Annotated in this window: 16 protein-coding genes; 8 read left to right on the top strand and 8 right to left on the bottom strand. The window is 33.1% G+C overall.

Annotated features, from left to right (window positions below; all coding sequences use genetic code 11):
* Positions 1-106: 106 nt before the first annotated feature.
* From DWY01_RS06900 to DWY01_RS06875, 6 genes are all read right to left on the bottom strand, one after another.
* A complete protein-coding gene (locus tag DWY01_RS06900) occupies positions 107-823 on the bottom strand; it encodes an N-acetylmuramoyl-L-alanine amidase (RefSeq protein WP_117995424.1) in 717 nt (238 codons plus the stop codon).
* 27 nt (positions 824-850) lie between these two features.
* Complete coding sequence (locus tag DWY01_RS06895) at positions 851-1,468, bottom strand: YggS family pyridoxal phosphate-dependent enzyme (RefSeq protein WP_117995423.1); 618 nt, start codon at positions 1,466-1,468, stop codon at positions 851-853.
* Between the two features lie 67 nt (positions 1,469-1,535).
* On the bottom strand, positions 1,536-1,988 hold the full coding sequence (locus tag DWY01_RS06890; protein ID WP_117995422.1) for a DUF2798 domain-containing protein: 453 nt from the start codon (positions 1,986-1,988) through the stop codon (positions 1,536-1,538).
* A gap of 135 nt (positions 1,989-2,123) precedes the next feature.
* Positions 2,124-3,953, bottom strand: coding sequence for a histidine kinase dimerization/phospho-acceptor domain-containing protein (locus DWY01_RS06885; RefSeq protein ID WP_117995421.1), 1,830 nt, complete (start codon positions 3,951-3,953; stop codon positions 2,124-2,126).
* Positions 3,946-4,647, bottom strand: coding sequence for a response regulator transcription factor (locus DWY01_RS06880; RefSeq protein WP_117995420.1), 702 nt, complete (start codon positions 4,645-4,647; stop codon positions 3,946-3,948). The genes DWY01_RS06885 and DWY01_RS06880 overlap by 8 nt, the downstream gene beginning before the upstream one ends.
* An 18-nt stretch (positions 4,648-4,665) precedes the next feature.
* Entirely contained in the window at positions 4,666-5,316 is a 651-nt protein-coding gene (locus DWY01_RS06875; RefSeq protein WP_199519910.1) for a PIG-L family deacetylase, read from the bottom strand.
* 216 nt (positions 5,317-5,532) lie between these two features.
* Between DWY01_RS06875 and DWY01_RS06870 the strand changes: the two genes are divergently transcribed.
* From DWY01_RS06870 to DWY01_RS06860, 3 genes are read left to right on the top strand one after another with little or no spacing between them, the layout of a single operon-like run.
* The gene (locus tag DWY01_RS06870) at positions 5,533-7,746 is read left to right on the top strand and encodes a YfhO family protein (protein WP_158553666.1); all 2,214 of its coding nucleotides are present in this window, start codon (positions 5,533-5,535) and stop codon (positions 7,744-7,746) included.
* Positions 7,722-8,123: a GtrA family protein gene (locus tag DWY01_RS06865; RefSeq protein ID WP_117995417.1), complete on the top strand. Its 402-nt coding sequence runs from the start codon at positions 7,722-7,724 to the stop codon at positions 8,121-8,123. The genes DWY01_RS06870 and DWY01_RS06865 overlap by 25 nt, the downstream gene beginning before the upstream one ends.
* On the top strand, positions 8,110-9,030 hold the full coding sequence (locus tag DWY01_RS06860) for a glycosyltransferase family 2 protein (protein ID WP_117995416.1): 921 nt from the start codon (positions 8,110-8,112) through the stop codon (positions 9,028-9,030). The genes DWY01_RS06865 and DWY01_RS06860 overlap by 14 nt, the downstream gene beginning before the upstream one ends.
* On the opposite strand, the gene DWY01_RS06855 is transcribed toward DWY01_RS06860, so the two are convergent.
* Both DWY01_RS06855 and DWY01_RS06850 read right to left on the bottom strand, forming a co-directional pair.
* Positions 9,027-10,268, bottom strand: a complete 1,242-nt coding sequence (locus tag DWY01_RS06855) for an alpha-L-fucosidase (protein ID WP_117995415.1) — start codon at positions 10,266-10,268, stop codon at positions 9,027-9,029. The genes DWY01_RS06860 and DWY01_RS06855 overlap by 4 nt on opposite strands.
* Positions 10,269-10,278: 10 nt before the next feature.
* Complete coding sequence (locus DWY01_RS06850) at positions 10,279-10,770, bottom strand: SOS response-associated peptidase (protein ID WP_117995414.1); 492 nt, start codon at positions 10,768-10,770, stop codon at positions 10,279-10,281.
* A 108-nt stretch (positions 10,771-10,878) separates the two neighbouring features.
* On the opposite strand from DWY01_RS06850, the gene DWY01_RS06845 reads away from it, so the two are divergent.
* The 5 genes from DWY01_RS06845 to DWY01_RS06825 are packed head-to-tail and all read left to right on the top strand — an operon-like array spanning position 10,879 to position 16,755.
* Complete coding sequence (locus DWY01_RS06845; protein ID WP_117995413.1) at positions 10,879-12,816, top strand: FAD-dependent oxidoreductase; 1,938 nt, start codon at positions 10,879-10,881, stop codon at positions 12,814-12,816.
* Positions 12,806-13,060 carry a ferredoxin family protein gene (locus DWY01_RS06840; protein ID WP_117995412.1) on the top strand — a complete coding sequence of 85 codons (255 nt, stop codon included), beginning with the start codon at positions 12,806-12,808 and terminating at the stop codon, positions 13,058-13,060. The genes DWY01_RS06845 and DWY01_RS06840 overlap by 11 nt, the downstream gene beginning before the upstream one ends.
* 5 nt (positions 13,061-13,065) lie before the next feature.
* Positions 13,066-14,760, top strand: a complete 1,695-nt coding sequence (locus DWY01_RS06835; protein ID WP_117995427.1) for an ABC transporter substrate-binding protein — start codon at positions 13,066-13,068, stop codon at positions 14,758-14,760.
* Positions 14,761-14,773: 13 nt separating this feature from the next.
* On the top strand, positions 14,774-15,772 hold the full coding sequence (locus tag DWY01_RS06830) for a M42 family metallopeptidase (protein WP_117995411.1): 999 nt from the start codon (positions 14,774-14,776) through the stop codon (positions 15,770-15,772).
* Positions 15,772-16,755: an NAD(P)-dependent oxidoreductase gene (locus DWY01_RS06825; protein WP_117995410.1), complete on the top strand. Its 984-nt coding sequence runs from the start codon at positions 15,772-15,774 to the stop codon at positions 16,753-16,755. The genes DWY01_RS06830 and DWY01_RS06825 overlap by 1 nt, the downstream gene beginning before the upstream one ends.
* Positions 16,756-16,966 lie beyond the last annotated feature (211 nt).

Genomic DNA, 16,966 nt, shown 5'->3' with positions numbered 1-16,966 from the left:
TAAAATTGACCCCAAATTAGACCCCAAAAATAATGACCCCAATTAAAATTGGTTACCCAACTATAATAAAAACCGATATGTAGGATTAAAATATCGGTTTTTTTCTTTATTTATTTTCAGTAATGTATTTATCAAAAGCTTTCGCAACAGCCTTTGCGATTTTCTTTTGATTTGTACTATCCTTTAACTGTTGAAGCTCATTAGGATTTGTTATAAAACCAGCTTCAAAAAGAATAGATGGAATTTTTTGTAGATCAACCACATGCAAAGGATAAGATTCTGTTGTAAGGGTACCACGATCATAACTCCAATCTATATCAGATAGATTCTTAGATAGGTACTTAGTGATTTTTTTACTTACTTTATCATCTTTACGAATATAAGAAACATATCCATCACAGCTTGGATCGTCATTTGAATTGATATGGAACGAGAAATAATAATCGGCATTCTCTTTTTTTGCCATTTCAACTCGAGCTGTTAAATCCTCTACTTCATCTTCTGACCAAGTGATTTTGTCACTTGTACGAGTATAAACGACCTTGATGTCAGGATTGATTTTTTGTAGCTGTTTACCTGTTTCTAGAGCTAATTCTAAAGTCAAATCTTTTTCACAAGTACCATCAGCACCAATTGTTCCTCCATCATACCCGCCATGTCCTGCATCAATCATGACAGTCGCGATATAATTGTGGTGCTCATTGTCTTTTGTTTTTGAATTGTTTGACAACAAAACAGTAAACAAACCAACTATTAAACAAACACATGCCACAATAAGAAGTATCTTATTGGTTTGTAATTTTCTTTTATTTGAATTTTTCATGGGACTAGTATAACACCATTAAAAGAATTATTCAAAAATAGCACGACCAATTCGAACTGTATTCGAACCATGCTTAACGGCTAACTTATAATCTTGAGACATACCCATAGATAAAGTGTCCATATCTGGATATTGCTCTTTTAATTCTAAGTAAAGATTATGCATTTGTTCAAACTCAGATTCAACTAAAGCTTGATCATCCGTCTTAGATGCCACACACATTATTCCTTTGATTTGAATATGTTTAAATTCCTGTAGTTGGAAAATAAAGTTTTTCGCATCTTTAAAAGGATAGCCTGTTTTATTTGGATCTTCTGATATTTTAAGTTCTACTAATACCTTTTGAACGATCCCATGCTTACTAGCCTGCTTTTCAATTTCTTCAGCCAACTTCAATGAATCTAAACTTTCAATCACATCGACCTTTCCAATAATATATTTCACTTTGTTTGTCTGTAGATGTCCGATAATATGCCAAGTATATTTTGGATCATACTTATCTATAAATTCCTGTACACGATTTTCTCCAAAAGTAGTTAAACCCATTTGCGCAACTTCATCAATTTCTTCCTTTGTACGCGTTTTAGATACAGCTACTATATTAAAATCTTGTTTTTTTAGTTCTTCAATCAATTCTTTATTCATATTAAAACAGTCCTTTCAATATCAATCTAATTATAATCGAACAAAAAAAAGAAGCAATATGTTGCTCCTAGTGAAATAGTTTTCCAAAAATCCAACGAACACATGGTCCACAGTAACAAATTTGCCAAAAGAAAGCCATTGGAAAATTAAATAAAATAGTCATGAACCAGACAGAAATAATCTGCACACCTGGCGTTTTAAAAAGAATGGTCGCAATCAAACTCATAATTGGACACATAATACAAATAATGTAGAAAGAAATCGCAAGTGTGATAAAGAATGGACGATCCTTAGGTGTTACAACTTTAAAGGCTAGATGATGCGCCATTTTATCAACAATGAAATACTCTAAAATAAAAGCAACTGGCCACATAATAACCAATTCGTGAAAGGCTAACAAAAAGACTTGATTCGACATTCCACCCATATTTAAAGCGATGTTGTAACAAATCATGGCATAAACCATCAAAAAAGACATTAATAAAGTGAATACAATATTTTCGAATTTTGTTTTTGGCATATATTTTCTCCTCCTGAATAAAACTTTTTGTGTTGTTCAATCAAAGACGTTTCCAATATCTACCAAAAAGCGAACGCTAATAATAATATCATAAATTTACTGATTTCGTAATAAAAAAATCAGTAAGAATCACTCTTACTGATGAATAGGAAAAGTTAATATAATAGTAAATAAATCATTTGTTTCGTCTTGATAGAAAGTCCCATGGTGGATTTCTATCATTTTTTTAACACTCTTCAAACCAATTCCATTACTTTCTACTTTATCTAAATGATGATTGATTGAATTTGTGAAACTCATTTTTAATCGGTCTTCTTCAATTGATGTTTGAATCACGATATCTTTCCAAGGATCACAATATTTTTGAATATTCGAGAATACATTATTTAATATTCTTTGAATCATCGCAAAATTCGCATCCATAGATAGAGAAGTTTGTAGAGGTTCATATAAAATATGAAGATCCATTTCTCTTAAATACTGAATATGATCTACCAATGTATCGATGAGCTTTTGAACAGGAATATTCGATAAATCAGAATTATATTCTGTTGAAAAGACAAGAGAATACTCAAACATTTTATTGGAAAGATATGTGATTTCTTCAACCTTATCTAAACATTTTTGAAGATATTGATCACGAAATTTAATATCATCCTTTTTTAAATTCATGATTTCAAGGTATCCCTTTAATGTTGTTAGTGGAGTTCTCAAATCATGGGATAAAGAAGAAATTAATTCTTTATTCGCAACACGAGCCTGTTGTTCATTGTCCATTGTTTGTAGAAAGGCAATACGCATTTGATTTAAGTCCTGGGCCAAACGTCCAATCTCATCTCTATCACTAACAACAATTTCATGATTCCAATCACCGATTGCTAAAGTAAAGACATCTTCCTGTAAATTTTGAATGGACTGAATTCGTTTACGGATAAAGCTTTGTAGGATAATCAAATAGAAAGAGAAGGAAACCAAAAGTGAAAGAATAATATAAGGAATTTGGAATGGAATCATTGGAAAAGAAGTGATATATAAATAAACGGATTGGTTTTTAAAATGTATTGGATAATCATAGTACAATGGGGCTTCCAAGACATCCAAATCATCAAAACTATATAACAACAATAAATTATTGCTTCTTGATGGAGATTTGTCCGTAAAATAGATTCCATCCTGATCATATAATTCCACATACGCATGATTGAGTGCATTTTCTTTTAATATATGATTGATGACTTTTTTGTTTTCTTTCGTTAAATCAAAATTTTGGAGTTGTTTTTCTAATTTCTTTACATAAGAAGAATAATCTTCCGATTGATAAAAAGTATCCATTAAAAACTCAAAGACAGCACTGCGCTTTAAATATAGAAATGAAAAAGAAGTTAATACCAACAATGTTGCACAAAGAAAAGAGAACATCATACGACTGGATAAGGAATAGAAGACGTTTTTCTTTGAACAAAGTGGTTTAAGATTTTTTAAAAGTAAATAAAAAAGGATTGTTATAATAAGACTTAAAATACAGTCGAAAATACGATAAGAATGATAATAATTTGTAAAAGATGGATACCATTCAATACAACTCGTTTTACTCGAACTCTTTATAAAAATACTATACTTTTGTGCATTTTTTAAAGGAGCACGGCCACAAAACGCAAGTATAGAATCGATGACTTTATCATCTGGTTTATTTGATTTTGTTTTATATAAAATGACTTGATAACTTCCCTTATTTAATAATTGATTTAAATCTTTACGAATTTGAGTGTGGTCCATGAAATCCACTTGTTCTTGTTCATCCAAATACGCCTTCGCCTCTTTGATTTTTTCTTTAGATAAAGTATCCGAATACTTATAATGAGCATTTAAATAATCATATACGACAAATCTTTGAGAATATATTGCGAAAAAACTCAATAAAAAAACAAGAAGAGAAAGATACAGTCTCGTTAGTTTTTTATTCAAAACGATACCCCTTTCCCCAAATTGTTTTTATGTATACTGGATTGGCGGGATCCTTCTCGATTTTCTTTCTAAGATTACGAATATGAACCATAATTGTATTATTTGCCGAATAATAATAAGGTTCATTCCAAGCCTTTTCATACAATTGTTCAGCTGAAAAAATCTGTTTAGGATTCTTCATCAACGTACTCAAAATATTAAATTCAATATCCGTTAACTCAACTTCCTTTCCATTGACTTCTGCGTTTTGTTGGGCATAACGCAAAGTAAGACCATCAACACTTAAATCCTTTTCTGTATCAAGTGATGCTTCTTCTTTTTTTCCTTTATAAACTTGATAACGACGAAGTAAAGCTTTAACTCTTGCCGTTAATTCACTATAAGAAAAAGGTTTTGCCAAATAGTCATCAGCGCCGCTTGAAAAACCAAGCGTCTTATCCGAATCTAATCCTTTGGCTGTTAAAAATAAGATAGGGACATTGCTTGTTTCACGAAGCTTTAGACAAGTCTGGTAACCATTCATATTCGGCATCATAATATCAAGAATGATTAAATCGATGGAGGAATCAAACAATTGAAGGACCTCATTTCCATCTTTGGCTTCAATCACTTCATAGCCTTCGCCAGTTAATAAAATTCTTAATATTTCACGGATTTCTGCATTATCATCCGCCACTAAAATACGCGTCTGCATGTTCACATCCCCTTTCTTTTATTCTATTTTACCCCAATTACTATAGGGTTTCCAATTTTCATAAGGCAACATATGATGTAAATGATCCATCACTTTCGATTGCGAAGAATACAACTGAATGACATCCAATTTTTCTTTATAATCTTTCTTGGATAATTTCTTTTCATTCTTTAATTTAGCCTTATTTTTCTTTGATGTATATTTACCAAAATATACAAGCTGATCGGTCTTATCCTCCTTTTTCAAAATCATAGTAACATACTTAGATACCTTTTTATGATGGATATGCCCATATTCACCATCTGGATTATGCGTTACAATTTGATTCCAATCCTTAGAATCGATTTCCTTTTTGATTTCTCTTTGAATATCCTTTTTACAAGACTTCCAGTTATCACGCTTACCCTTTGTCTTATCTGGAAAAGATAAAATAATTCCTTTGGAATGTGTTTTCTCCATGACTTTCATAAATTCTTTTTTTCTTTTTTTATTGTTTCCATTCGTAATACATAAAACGGTGTAATTCCCATGGGTTAAATGAGATCCACCCCAAATCGTTTCATCATCTGGATGGGCAACAATCATTAAAGATTCAGGCTCTTTGGCATGAATTACAGATGTATTTAGACAAAGTATTAAACTTAAGATGCATAATAATAACTTTTTCACACTTATCACCAAAAAAATTCTAACAAACATTTCTTAACACTCTACTTATGTATTTCTTAAATCTTCTTAATATATTTAGGAAAGTTTAATATTTCCTTTTGTCGATACTTAAGATTTATTTTGTATAGTAAAACCATGAAAAAGAGAGATAAGTTTTACATTACAATACTATTTATATTACCTATTCTATTTGTACTCTGTGTATCCACATATTCCATGTATGGATCAAAGTTAGACTGGTTAGCACAACACGTATCTTTGGCAGACTATTTTAGACAGACCAAACAATTACTTCCAGATAGTTTTGCGAATCTTCAAGGACAAACCAATACCTTTAGTTTTTCGTATTATGGATTATTAAGGCCAGACGTTTTAGTTTCTTATTTATTTCCAAATATTCCAATACATTTCTTTATTATAGGTTATGCAACACTTCTATGGTCATCTACAGGAGGACTTTGTTATTGTTGGCTAAGAAATAAAGGATACAAAGATTCGATTAGTTTCTTTTCAAGCATATGTTGCATATGTGCCAATTGTTTCTTTCAGTCCCACCAACAAATCATGTTTATAGAAATTCTTCCCTTTTTATTTCTTTCATTCATTCTAATCGATAAAAATAAAAGACAATGGATCAGTCTATGTATCTGTATGTCACTTTTCCATAATTATTTCTATACGCCAGGCATGATATTGATTCTGCTTTTATATGATTATGATCAAAATAAGACAGTAAAAGAAATGATTGTTCCAATAATTATTGGTATTGGTATGGCTACGATTTTATGGCTACCAACTGGATATTTAATTTTAAATAATCATAAATCCGTTGTACAAACCAACCTATTCGATTTATTAATTCCAAACTTTACTCTAAAAGGACTTGTCTATGATAGCTATGGATGTGGGTTGACTGTGATTAGCTGGATTGCCTTATTTCAAGGAATTCAATTTGAAAAGACAAGGAAACTATCGATTCTGTTGATTTTAATGTTTGTTTTCCCGATATTCTCCTATATATTGAATGGAACTTTATATGCCCGCACAAAAATATTGGTGCTATGTCTACCACTCGTGCTTATGATCCTTGCCTATTGGTTACAGGAAAGAAAGTTGAATAAATGGTTATTGATTTTAGCTAGTTTATTTTTATGCACCAAAACAACACTTCTTGGATTATTAATTTCACTTGTATTTATTGGATATTACTTTATTGATAAAAAAGAATGTTTAATGATGTATGTACTGATTCCTATAATTGTTTTTACTGGATTAAACTACAATCAATGTTTAGATTTAAAACTTTATAATTCAGTGTATTCCAAGGATAAACAAAAATTAATGCAAAGAAATGATTTGAATCAACGAACAGCCGATTTAGATAGGATAGGTTATAGTGTCAACCATATCTATGATCTAAAAGAAATGAAGGCATCTAGCTATACATCAACAAGCAATTCTTTATATAATACTTTCATTTATGACATTATAAAAAGTCCTATTTCCCAATCCAATCGAACAATCATAACGGATAGTGAGAATTATTTATATTTGAGTATGATGGGGATTCAAAATGTACTCAGTAAAGAATCGAATTTATATGGATATAAAGAAGTAGATAGTAAAGGAAAATATAAATTATTAAAGAATAAAAATGTATTTCCAATGGTCTATGTCACGAGTGATACGATAAGTGAATCTAGGTTTGATAAACTCTTTTATCCATATAATTTGGATACCATCTATAATCGTACGATTGTGAATGGTGAAACAAGTAATGATTATGCCTCGAAGATGAAACTTATAAAGAATTTAGATCAATCGATTTTGATTCAGAACAAAAAGAAAACGAAAAAAATAATACCCATTGATTTTGATGCTAAAAATAAGCTGATTTGTATTGATTTTGATATAAAGAATTATACAGATAAAAAGGTTTCGATATCCATAAACGGAATGAAGAATACATTGTCAAAAAAACATTCTGTGTATCCAAATGGAAATAAACATTTTACGTATATTCTTTCTAAAAAAGAATTAAAACAATTTGATGTTACTTTATCTAAAGGAAAATACAAGATATCCAATATTCGTATTTATACATGTGATATGAATGTGTTTGATCGAGTTGTAACTAAAGTAAAACCATTAAAGACAGCTTATATATTTAAGGGGAAAGTAACAACATCTAAAGATGGGTATTTAGTAACTTCATATCCTTATGAAAAGGGATATGAAATATATATTGATGGAAAAAAGCAGAATGTTGAAATTGTGAATAAGGCTTTTGTGGGATGCAAAATCAAAAAGGGAAGCCATACAATTACGATTCAATTTCATGCGCCATTTAAGAATGCAGGACTTGGTATAAGCGCTCTTTTCATTATGATAGGAGGATTCTGGATATGGAAAAAGTCAAAGAATTTATAAGTTATGGAATTGTGGGAGTTATTACAACTCTTGTGAATTATATTGTTTATTTTATTTGTTTAAAGATAGGAATCGATTGGCTTATTAGTAATAGTTTAGCTTGGCTAGTTGCCGTGATTTTTGCGTATTTTTCAAACCGTAAAGTTGTATTTCATTCAAGTAATGATATGAAAAAAGAATGTATCGAGTTTTTTGGACTACGATTTATGACGTTGATTGTAGAAAATGCATTGCTCGCTGTCTGTATTGATGGCTTACATATTTCAAATTTACTATCCAAGATTTTAGTTAGTGTGATTACTGTTTTGGCCAATTATTTCTTGTGTAAATCACATATATTTTCTAAGAAGGAGGAAATGTTGTATGAACAAAATTAGTGTTGTCGTTCCTTGTTTTAATGAAGAAGAAGTTCTTTCCGTGTTTTATAAAAAGACAAGCGAAGTATTGAATGAAATAGAAGGCATTACCTATGAATTGTTGTTTGTGGATGATGGATCAAAGGATCACACAAAAGATATATTAAGAGCTTTGAGTTTAAAGGATGAGCATTGTGAATTTATTTCTTTTTCTAGAAACTTCGGTAAAGAAGCCGCTATGTTTGCAGGATTAAAGAAATCAAGTGGCGATTATGTTGTGATCATGGATGCTGATTTGCAACATCCTCCTGTATTATTAAAAGATATGTATAAGGCGGTTAGTGAAGAAGGCTATGATTGTTGTGCAGGAAAAAGAGTAGACCGTACGGGAGAAGGTAAGATTCGTAATTTCTTATCGCATGCTTTCTATAAAGTGATGCAGAAGATGTGCAAAATGGATATGAGTGATGGTTGTGGTGATTTTCGTATGATGTCAAGACAAATGGTGGATGCGATTCTAGAATTAAAAGAATACAATCGCTATATGAAAGGATTATTTTCTTTTGTAGGATTTGATACAAAATGGATTGAATTTCATAATGTACAACGAGCAGCAGGTAATTCTAAATGGAATTTCTCTAAACTATTCGCATATGCGATGGAAGGTATGTTTTCCTTTTCTACAGCGCCGATTGTATGGATTGGTAATATTGGAGCCGTTATTATGATTTCGTCTATTCTAATGGCTTTGTTTGGATTGTTAGCACATGTCACATCCATGTTTTATTTAGTATGTTTGATTCTGTTTTTGAGTGGGCTTCAAATGTTGTTTGTGGCTATTTTAGGTCAATATACGACAAAAGATTATATGGAAAGTAAACAAAGACCGATCTATATAGTAAAAGAGACTAGCCGAAATTTAAGCTAGTCTTTTAATGTGATTTCAATCACTGTGTCAATTGGATCTGGACAATGATGTGAATGGGTATCAATATCGATAAATGTATAGTCAGGAAAACTTTCTGCGTTCCAAGGCGTTTGAATTTTGATTTGAGAATGATCAGACAATCTTCTTATGCCTTGGATTTTTTCTTTTTTGATTTTAACAGGTATATCAAAAATACTCTCATCAAAAATGTGCATATAGATTTTGTTTCCCTTTTGTGTGTATCTTCCCCATTCTGGTTTTTCTAATTCACACTTTGTACACCCATAAATAGAATCTTGGTTCAGTTTCACCCATTCACTAATTTCATTCAATACCTGAATAGATTCTTTAGGAAACTGACCTCTAGCATCCGGCCCCACATTTAAAATCATATTTCCACCCTTGGATACACATTCTACTAAAGTACGGATGATTAGCTTAGCGGACTTATAGTTCGTGTCTTTGACACAATATCCCCAATGTTCATTCATCGTAATACAAGCTTCCCAAGGCACTGGAAGACCTTGTGGTGGAATCATTTGTTCGGGTGAGGTAAAATCACCAGATGTAAAACTAGGATGTGCATCCATAATGGTTCCAGGATGTACACCATCTCCTTCTAAACGATTGTCGATGATCATATCTGGTTGGTAAGTTCTTGCCATTGTTACAATTTTGTGGGCATCCCATGCATCTTTTGTCATGTTGTCATAAGAAAAGTCAAACCACATGATATCCAACTTTCCATAGTTTGTAAGTAATTCCTTGATTTGAGTATGCATATAATTTAAATAGTTTGAAAAACAAATTGGTTTATCATATTCTGCATTGTTTCTTTCTGGATGATGTCGATCTTTAAAGTGAGGATAGTCAGGATGATGCCAATCAAGCAGGGAATAATATAGACCGACTTTCAATCCTTCTTGTCGAAAGGCATCTAGAAATTCTCTGACATAATCTCTGGACGCCTTCCAATCTGTAGTCTTTGTATCAAACATACAATATCCATCGTGGTGTTTGGCAGTCATCACGGCATATTTCATACCGGCTGCTTTGGCCAATTTAGCCCATTGGTGTGGATTAAATAGATCTGGATCAAATTCATTCGCAAAAGGAATATAATCTTCTTCTTTCATTTCTTCGTTGCTTCTGACCCATTCACCTCGTGCTGGAATGGAATAGATTCCCCAATGAATGAAAAGTCCGAATCTGGATTTTTGAAACTCTGTAATATTCATAATACCTCCTTTAGAAAAGTGGTTCTTGTAGTTGCTTTTTCTGAAGTACAATGCCTGGTTTGGATAAGATTTCTTTGGTTCTAGAACTATCCTTTAACCAAGGATCTATATCTTCTTTTTCAAGTATGACTGGCATTCGAGAGTGCACAGGTTTTACATATGCATTCGCATCTGTAGTAACAATGACAAGATGCTCATCAATAAGAAGTCCTGCAAAATAGAGAATGTGCTCGCAAAAAAATTCCACTTTATTTTTACCGGAATCCCATTCGTAAAAGCTTCCCGCAGGCACGATACAGTGCATGGAATCTTTAAATAAAGGCTTTTCTAAGAGCGTTTCTTGTCTAGCATTTAAGATTAAATTGTTGGTTTTATACCCAAATGGCACCATTTTCTTTTGGTTTCGAGTAAGTACAAGACATTTGTCACTCGGATGAATGTCTTTTTCTTCTAAACCAAAGGCTTTGGCTACTTTAGGTGTATATCGAAAGCTTGTACACATACTAGAAGTATATCATAAGAAAGAGGTTGTAAGAAATTGTAAAATAATAATGAAAATAAATGTAAGCATGATATAATCGTATTATATTTGATAGGAAGAAGGGAATATATGTCAAAGTGGCCATATGAAAATGAAATTGGACAAACCCAAGAAGACGGTTGTGATGTACTTGTTTTAGGCGGCGGACTTGCTGGTTGTTATGCGGCAATCGCAGCAGCTCGTAAGGGAAAGTCTGTTATATTGGTTGAAAAAGGTTCAACAGAAAGAAGTGGATCTGCAGGAAGTGGATTTGATCATTGGGAATCAGCTTGTACAAATCCATGCTCTAAAGTAACGCCAGAAGAGATTGCGCATGCCTATATTGATGAACAGTCAAAATATAGTAATGGAATTGGACATTATATAGAATGTCGTGAAGGGTATGATCGTTTATTGGATATGGAGTCTTTTGGAGGAAAGATTCGTGATACTGAAAATGAATTTGAAGGTGCACCATTTCGTGATGAAAAGACCAAGTTAATGTTTGCGTATGACTATAAAAATAAGTTTACGCTCCGTGTTTGGGGAAGTACTTTTAAGCCATCTTTATATAAGGAATTAAAAAAATTAGGTGTAAAAATATATGATCGAGTTGAGGCAACAGGATTATTAACGGCCGTTGTGGATGGAAAGAAATGTGGGATTGGCGCGATGGGAATGCATACGCGTACAGGTAAATTCTATGTATTTAAATCAAAAACAACGATTCTTACTATGTCTAGACCGGCTCGTGTTTGGTTGTTTGATTCGGATTTAACGGGTCTTTGTGAATTTAGACCTTTTCAAAGTATTGGCTCAGGCCATGCGATGGGATATCGTGCGGGTGTTGAATTTACAATGATGGAAAAAAGTGTGAAGGCTGAATTTAGTGCTTCTGGAAGAAGTTTTCCACCTTATGGAACAGGAAATAACCATAATACATGGTATGCAGCTACGATGGTAGATGCGCGTGGTAAAGAAATTCCTTATGTGGATCGTGATGGAAATGAGTTAAAAACGGTTTTAGATCGATATATGCCAGCTCCTGGACAGAAATTTTTCTTAAAGGGTGGTGTTATTGATGAGGCAAAATATGAATATCGCGGTCCTGAAACTTTAGATTTTGAAGAATTGATGAAGCGAGGCTATAAGCTTCCTTTCTATGCAGACCTATCGAAAATGCCAGATTATGAACGACGTGTGATTTGGGGCATGATGGTTGGTGAAGAAGGAAAGACCAAAGTACCTATTTTGAAGTATTACACAGAAAAAGGTTTTGATCCGGAAAAACACATTCTACAAAGCTATGGTACGGGTTGGCAATCTGCCAACTTCTTGGATCAAGAAAGACAATTGTTTGGAGCACCTGGGGGAATTATTACGGATTGGAATTTAATGACGAATGTTGAAGGAATCTATGCGGCAGGAGATCAATTGTATGCATCAGACTGTTGCGGATATGCATGTGCAACAGGTTATTACGCAGGAAGAAAAGCAGCAGATGCGTGTGATAATAAAGAAATAATTGAATATGATATTTTGGATGTAGAAGCAGAAAAGAAACGTTTATATGCACCTTTATATGTTGAAAATGGTATGCATTGGAAAGAGTTGAATGCAGCCATTGCGAAGTGCATGCAAAATTATTGTGGTGGAATTAAGTGTGAAGAATTACTACAAGAAGGCTTATCTTTATTGAATACATATGAAAATGAGATGGTTCCACAATTGTCTTGTACAAATCCACATGATTTAATGCGTACACATGAAGTGTTGGATATTTTACAGGTCTCAAAAATGATTATGCAGGCTTGTCTATTTAGAAAGTCAAGTAGTGATGAGCTTCATTTTTATCGTAGTGATTATCCTGAAAAAGATCCTGAACAAGATCGTTGCTTTATCACGATTCGTCAAGAAAATGGTAAGGCGGTTCGTGGTGAAAAATCTTTGGATTATTATGGAGATATTCAAAAGGAATATGAAAAACGCAATCAGGATTATATAAGGGAGGTTTCACATGGAGTTTAATTTTGAAAAACAAAGCTGTAGTGTAAAACCAATTACTTTTGATGAAGATAAATGTATTGGTTGTAATCGTTGTGTCAATATTTGTCAGTGTGACATTTTGATGCCAGGAAAACCACCGATAGTAGCTTATCCTGGTGAGTGTTATTATTGTGGCAGTTGTGTCATGGTATGTCCAAATGATGCGATTCATTTAGAGCATCCATTAATGAACCGAGCTAAATTTGTGCCGATAAAGGGAGAGTGATGATCATGAAAATTAAAAAAGCAGGGGCGTTATCGTTGAGTTTATTATTGGGACTTAGTGGTTGTGCAAGTGGTACACAATCAGAGTCTAATGAAAAAACATTGACAGTTGGAACAAGTCAAGAAATGAGTGGTGTATTTTCACCGTTATATTATTTGTCTGGTTTTGATGGAGATGTTATTAATTTGATCTATCAAGGCATGTTGAAATATGATGCGAAGAGTGAATTAAATCCAGACTTGGCAAAGGAAATGCCTACAGTAAGTGAGGATGGAAAGACGGTCACTTTTAAATTGAAAAAGGGTGTTAAATTTAGTGATGGAACTAAATTTACATCAAGTGATGTAAAATATACATTTACAGTTTTATCCGATCCAAGTTATACAGGTTATTTATCAACGGTTCCAAGTAATATTGAGGGATATGAAGATTACTATAGTGGAGATGCAAAGGAATTAACAGGTATTGAAACACCAGATGATTATACGGTTGTATTTCATTTATCCAGTCCAATGATTGATGCGGTTAGTACACTTGGTACGCAGCCAATTTGTTCGGATGAACAATTTAATTATGAGAAGGGTCATACAAAGAAGATTGAAAAGAAATCAGGAAAGCCTATTGGTACGGGTGCGTATAAGTTGAAGTCTTTTGATAAATCAAAGGGAGCTACTTTTGTGAAGAATGATCAATTTGATTTTAAAGATGGTGAATATGATGTAGATCGTATTATCATTAAGAAAACAGATTCATCTACAGAACTATCTGAATTGAAGAAAGGAAACTTGGATCTTCTTCCGGCTAATATTGAACAGTCTAAGATTGGTCAGGCTAGCTTGGATAAAAATTTAAAAGTGTCTAGCTATAAAACAGCTGGAGAAGGCTTCTTAGGTTTTAACTGTGCAAGTGGAACAACAAAAGATCAGGCAGTTCGCCAGGCTTTGGCATATGCGATTGATCGTGAATCATTTGTAGATAGCTTCTTTAAATATGAAGAGGCTAGTGATGAAGTGAAAAAAGATTTGATTGGTTATGTTCCAGAAGTATATTGGAATCCAGTTAGTAATTTAGTGGGAAGTTATGTGACTGGAGATGAAACGTTAGAAGGATTGACTGTATATCGTTATGATTTAGAAAAGGCCAAACAAATCCTAGAGGATGCTGGATGGAAAGTTGGCAGTGATGGAATTCGTGAAAAGGATGGTCAAAAGCTTGAAGTTAAATTCTTGGTTAGTGTAGATGTTCCGGCTTTGGAAACTTTGATTCCAATGTTTAAAAAATCTTGGTCAGAAATTGGTATAGATTTAAAACAATCTAGCGTTGATTATAATACGGTTTTATCAACAATTAGTGATGATGCACAAGTGGATGATTGGAGTATTTACTTTGTGTCTTCTAGCTATCAAGGTGTTATTGATACGGATTCAAATACAACTTTGGCAACAAAGAATCCATATAACTTCTCTCGTATTCAAGATGAAGAATTGGATAACGATTTAAAGGCTGGTTTAAATACAAGTAGTGAAGAAGAATCCAAAGAATATTATTCAAAGGCAATGATTCGTGAAAATGAATTGGTTCCTTATTTCCCATTGTATGGTACTAAAGCATTTAACTTATATTCTAAGCGCGTTTCTGGATTAACAACAGGTCCTGTTTGTATTTGGTCGCAGGCAATGAAAGATGTAAAATTAAAATAGAGGTGCAAAAAAGATGGAATTATTTAAAGAGTTAACGCAGCTTCATGGTGTCAGTGGTTACGAAAGAGAAGTTCGTGCATTTATTAAAGAAAAAGTGCAAGGTTATGCCGATGAGATTATTGAAGATGCGATTGGAAATTTGATTGTTTATAAAAAAGGTACAGGTGTAAATAAAAAGAAAGTAATGCTTTGTGCACATATGGATGAGATTGGTTTGCAGGTTATCAAAATTGAACAAGATGGACGTATTATGGTGAAATCGATGGGATGTTCATGGATGTATACAACATATCAATCTAGAGTTCGTTTCCGTAATGGAACGATAGGAATTGTTGCGAGTCGTGTACGTCCGGAAGACTTGAATGGTCAATTCACAAATCTTTATGTCGATATTGGTGTTTCTAGTAAAGAAGAAGTCTTAAAATATGTGGATGTTGGTGATGTTGCCATTTATGAAGGTCCTTATGAAGAATTAGCAGGTGATTTTGTAACGGCTAAAGCGATTGATGATCGTGTTGGGTGTTATATGCAGCTAAAGACATTGATGGAGAAAGAATCATTCTATAATGATGCTTTCTTTGTGTTCACTGTACAAGAGGAAGTAGGTTGTCGTGGTTCTCAAGTAACAGCACATCGTATTCAACCAGATATTGGAGTAGCCGTGGATGTGACTCCGGGTATGGATCATCCAGGAGATTTAGAAGGAAACAATACACCAGGAAATGGTACGGCTATTAAGATTAGTGATACATCCGTTATTTGTGATGAATGTTTAGTTGAAAAAATGATTGGATGTGCAAAACGTGATGGCATTCCTTTTCAAAAAGATGTGATTTATGTAGGTGGAACAGATGCGAGTTCTATGAACTTAAGTAATGATGGTGTGAAGGCTTGTGCTGTAAGTGTTGTTACTCGTTATACACATGGACCGAATGCGATTGTGAATAAGAAAGATATTCGTGCTTCCATTGACTTGTTGAAGGCATTTTTAGATGAGGAGTTTGAATTCTGATGAAAGTCATTGCGTTTGGGGTTCGTGAAGATGAAGAATGTTTCATGGAGCCTGTTGCCAAGAAACTGAATGTTGAAGTTGAAATTCATACTGAACATTTAAATATGGAAACGGTGCATTGGACAAAAGGCTTTGATGCCGTTTCCATTGTAGGTGTATGTCAGGCAGATCGAGATATTTTAAAGATTCTTTCAGGCTATGGAATTAAGGCTTTATCAACGCGTACAATTGGATATGATCAAATTGATTTAAAGGCCGCGAATGAATATGGTATTAAAGTTGCGAACGTTTCATATTCACCCGATTGTGTAGCGGACTTTACTATTCTTTTGATGTTGGCGTTGACTCGTCGTTTTGCGCATATGTTAGAAAGAAGTCGATGTATGGATTATTCTCTACATGGAATTCAAGGCAAAGAAATGCATAATTTGACAGTGGGTATTATTGGTTTAGGTAGAATTGGATCTTGTGTAGCTCGTGATTTAAAGGGCTTTGGGTGTAAAATTCAAGCCTATACAGATTGTCCTAGAGAAGATCAAAAGGATTTGGTAGAATTTGTAGATTTTGATACTTTGATCAAAACGAGTGATATTATTACACTTCATATGCCTTTAACAGATCAAAATCGTTATATGATCAATGCGAATGTAATCAAAAAGATGAAACCAGGCGTATTGATTATTAATACATCTCGTGGAGAAATTATTGATACAAATGCGTTGATTGAAGGAATTGAAAATGGCATCATTGGTGGTGCGGGTATAGATTCTTTTGAAAATGAGCAGGAAGTTATTCATATTGACCATAACTATAATGTCATCAAGAATCGAGACTTATTGATATTAAAAGCCTATCCTAATGTCATTGTGACACCGCATGCAGCCTTTTATACAGATCAAGTGTCTTATGATATGGTGCATTGTTCATTGGAAAGTCTAAAGCATTTAGTCAATAATCAAGAATGTAGATATCAATTAAACTAAGGACAAGAGAAATCTTGTTCTTTTTTCTTCGACAGTTAATCTGGATTTATACTTTATATAAAGTGAATTATAGAAATTCAATGCTGTATGTGTATATTTAATGTCTATTTCACATTGGCACTGTGATTTAGCTTCTTATTGTATGAATCAATAAACAAAATAAAAACTACCTACGCCTAACTCTCACAAAGTTTGTAGGTGGTTTTTACTA

It is taken from the genome of Eubacterium sp. AF22-8LB (genome assembly GCF_003458715.1).
GTDB lineage: Bacteria > Bacillota_I > Bacilli_A > Erysipelotrichales > Erysipelotrichaceae > Holdemanella.
The sequence above is the reverse complement of the archived record's forward strand: the minus strand, read 5'-3'. Positions and strand labels throughout refer to the sequence as shown.

Excerpts from the sequence above, each read along its gene's own strand:
- DWY01_RS06900 (WP_117995424.1), bottom strand. The coding sequence starts at position 823 with ATGAAAAATTCAAATAAAAGAAAATTACAAACCAATAAGATACTTCTT.
- DWY01_RS06895 (WP_117995423.1), bottom strand. The coding sequence starts at position 1,468 with ATGAATAAAGAATTGATTGAAGAACTAAAAAAACAAGATTTTAATATA.
- DWY01_RS06890 (WP_117995422.1), bottom strand. The coding sequence starts at position 1,988 with ATGCCAAAAACAAAATTCGAAAATATTGTATTCACTTTATTAATGTCT.
- DWY01_RS06880 (WP_117995420.1), bottom strand. The coding sequence starts at position 4,647 with ATGCAGACGCGTATTTTAGTGGCGGATGATAATGCAGAAATCCGTGAA.
- DWY01_RS06870 (WP_158553666.1), top strand. The coding sequence starts at position 5,533 with ATGTATGGATCAAAGTTAGACTGGTTAGCACAACACGTATCTTTGGCA.
- DWY01_RS06865 (WP_117995417.1), top strand. The coding sequence starts at position 7,722 with ATGGAAAAAGTCAAAGAATTTATAAGTTATGGAATTGTGGGAGTTATT.
- DWY01_RS06860 (WP_117995416.1), top strand. The coding sequence starts at position 8,110 with ATGAACAAAATTAGTGTTGTCGTTCCTTGTTTTAATGAAGAAGAAGTT.
- DWY01_RS06855 (WP_117995415.1), bottom strand. The coding sequence starts at position 10,268 with ATGAATATTACAGAGTTTCAAAAATCCAGATTCGGACTTTTCATTCAT.
- DWY01_RS06850 (WP_117995414.1), bottom strand. The coding sequence starts at position 10,770 with ATGTGTACAAGCTTTCGATATACACCTAAAGTAGCCAAAGCCTTTGGT.
- DWY01_RS06845 (WP_117995413.1), top strand. The coding sequence starts at position 10,879 with ATGTCAAAGTGGCCATATGAAAATGAAATTGGACAAACCCAAGAAGAC.
- DWY01_RS06840 (WP_117995412.1), top strand. The coding sequence starts at position 12,806 with ATGGAGTTTAATTTTGAAAAACAAAGCTGTAGTGTAAAACCAATTACT.
- DWY01_RS06835 (WP_117995427.1), top strand. The coding sequence starts at position 13,066 with ATGAAAATTAAAAAAGCAGGGGCGTTATCGTTGAGTTTATTATTGGGA.
- DWY01_RS06830 (WP_117995411.1), top strand. The coding sequence starts at position 14,774 with ATGGAATTATTTAAAGAGTTAACGCAGCTTCATGGTGTCAGTGGTTAC.
- DWY01_RS06825 (WP_117995410.1), top strand. The coding sequence starts at position 15,772 with ATGAAAGTCATTGCGTTTGGGGTTCGTGAAGATGAAGAATGTTTCATG.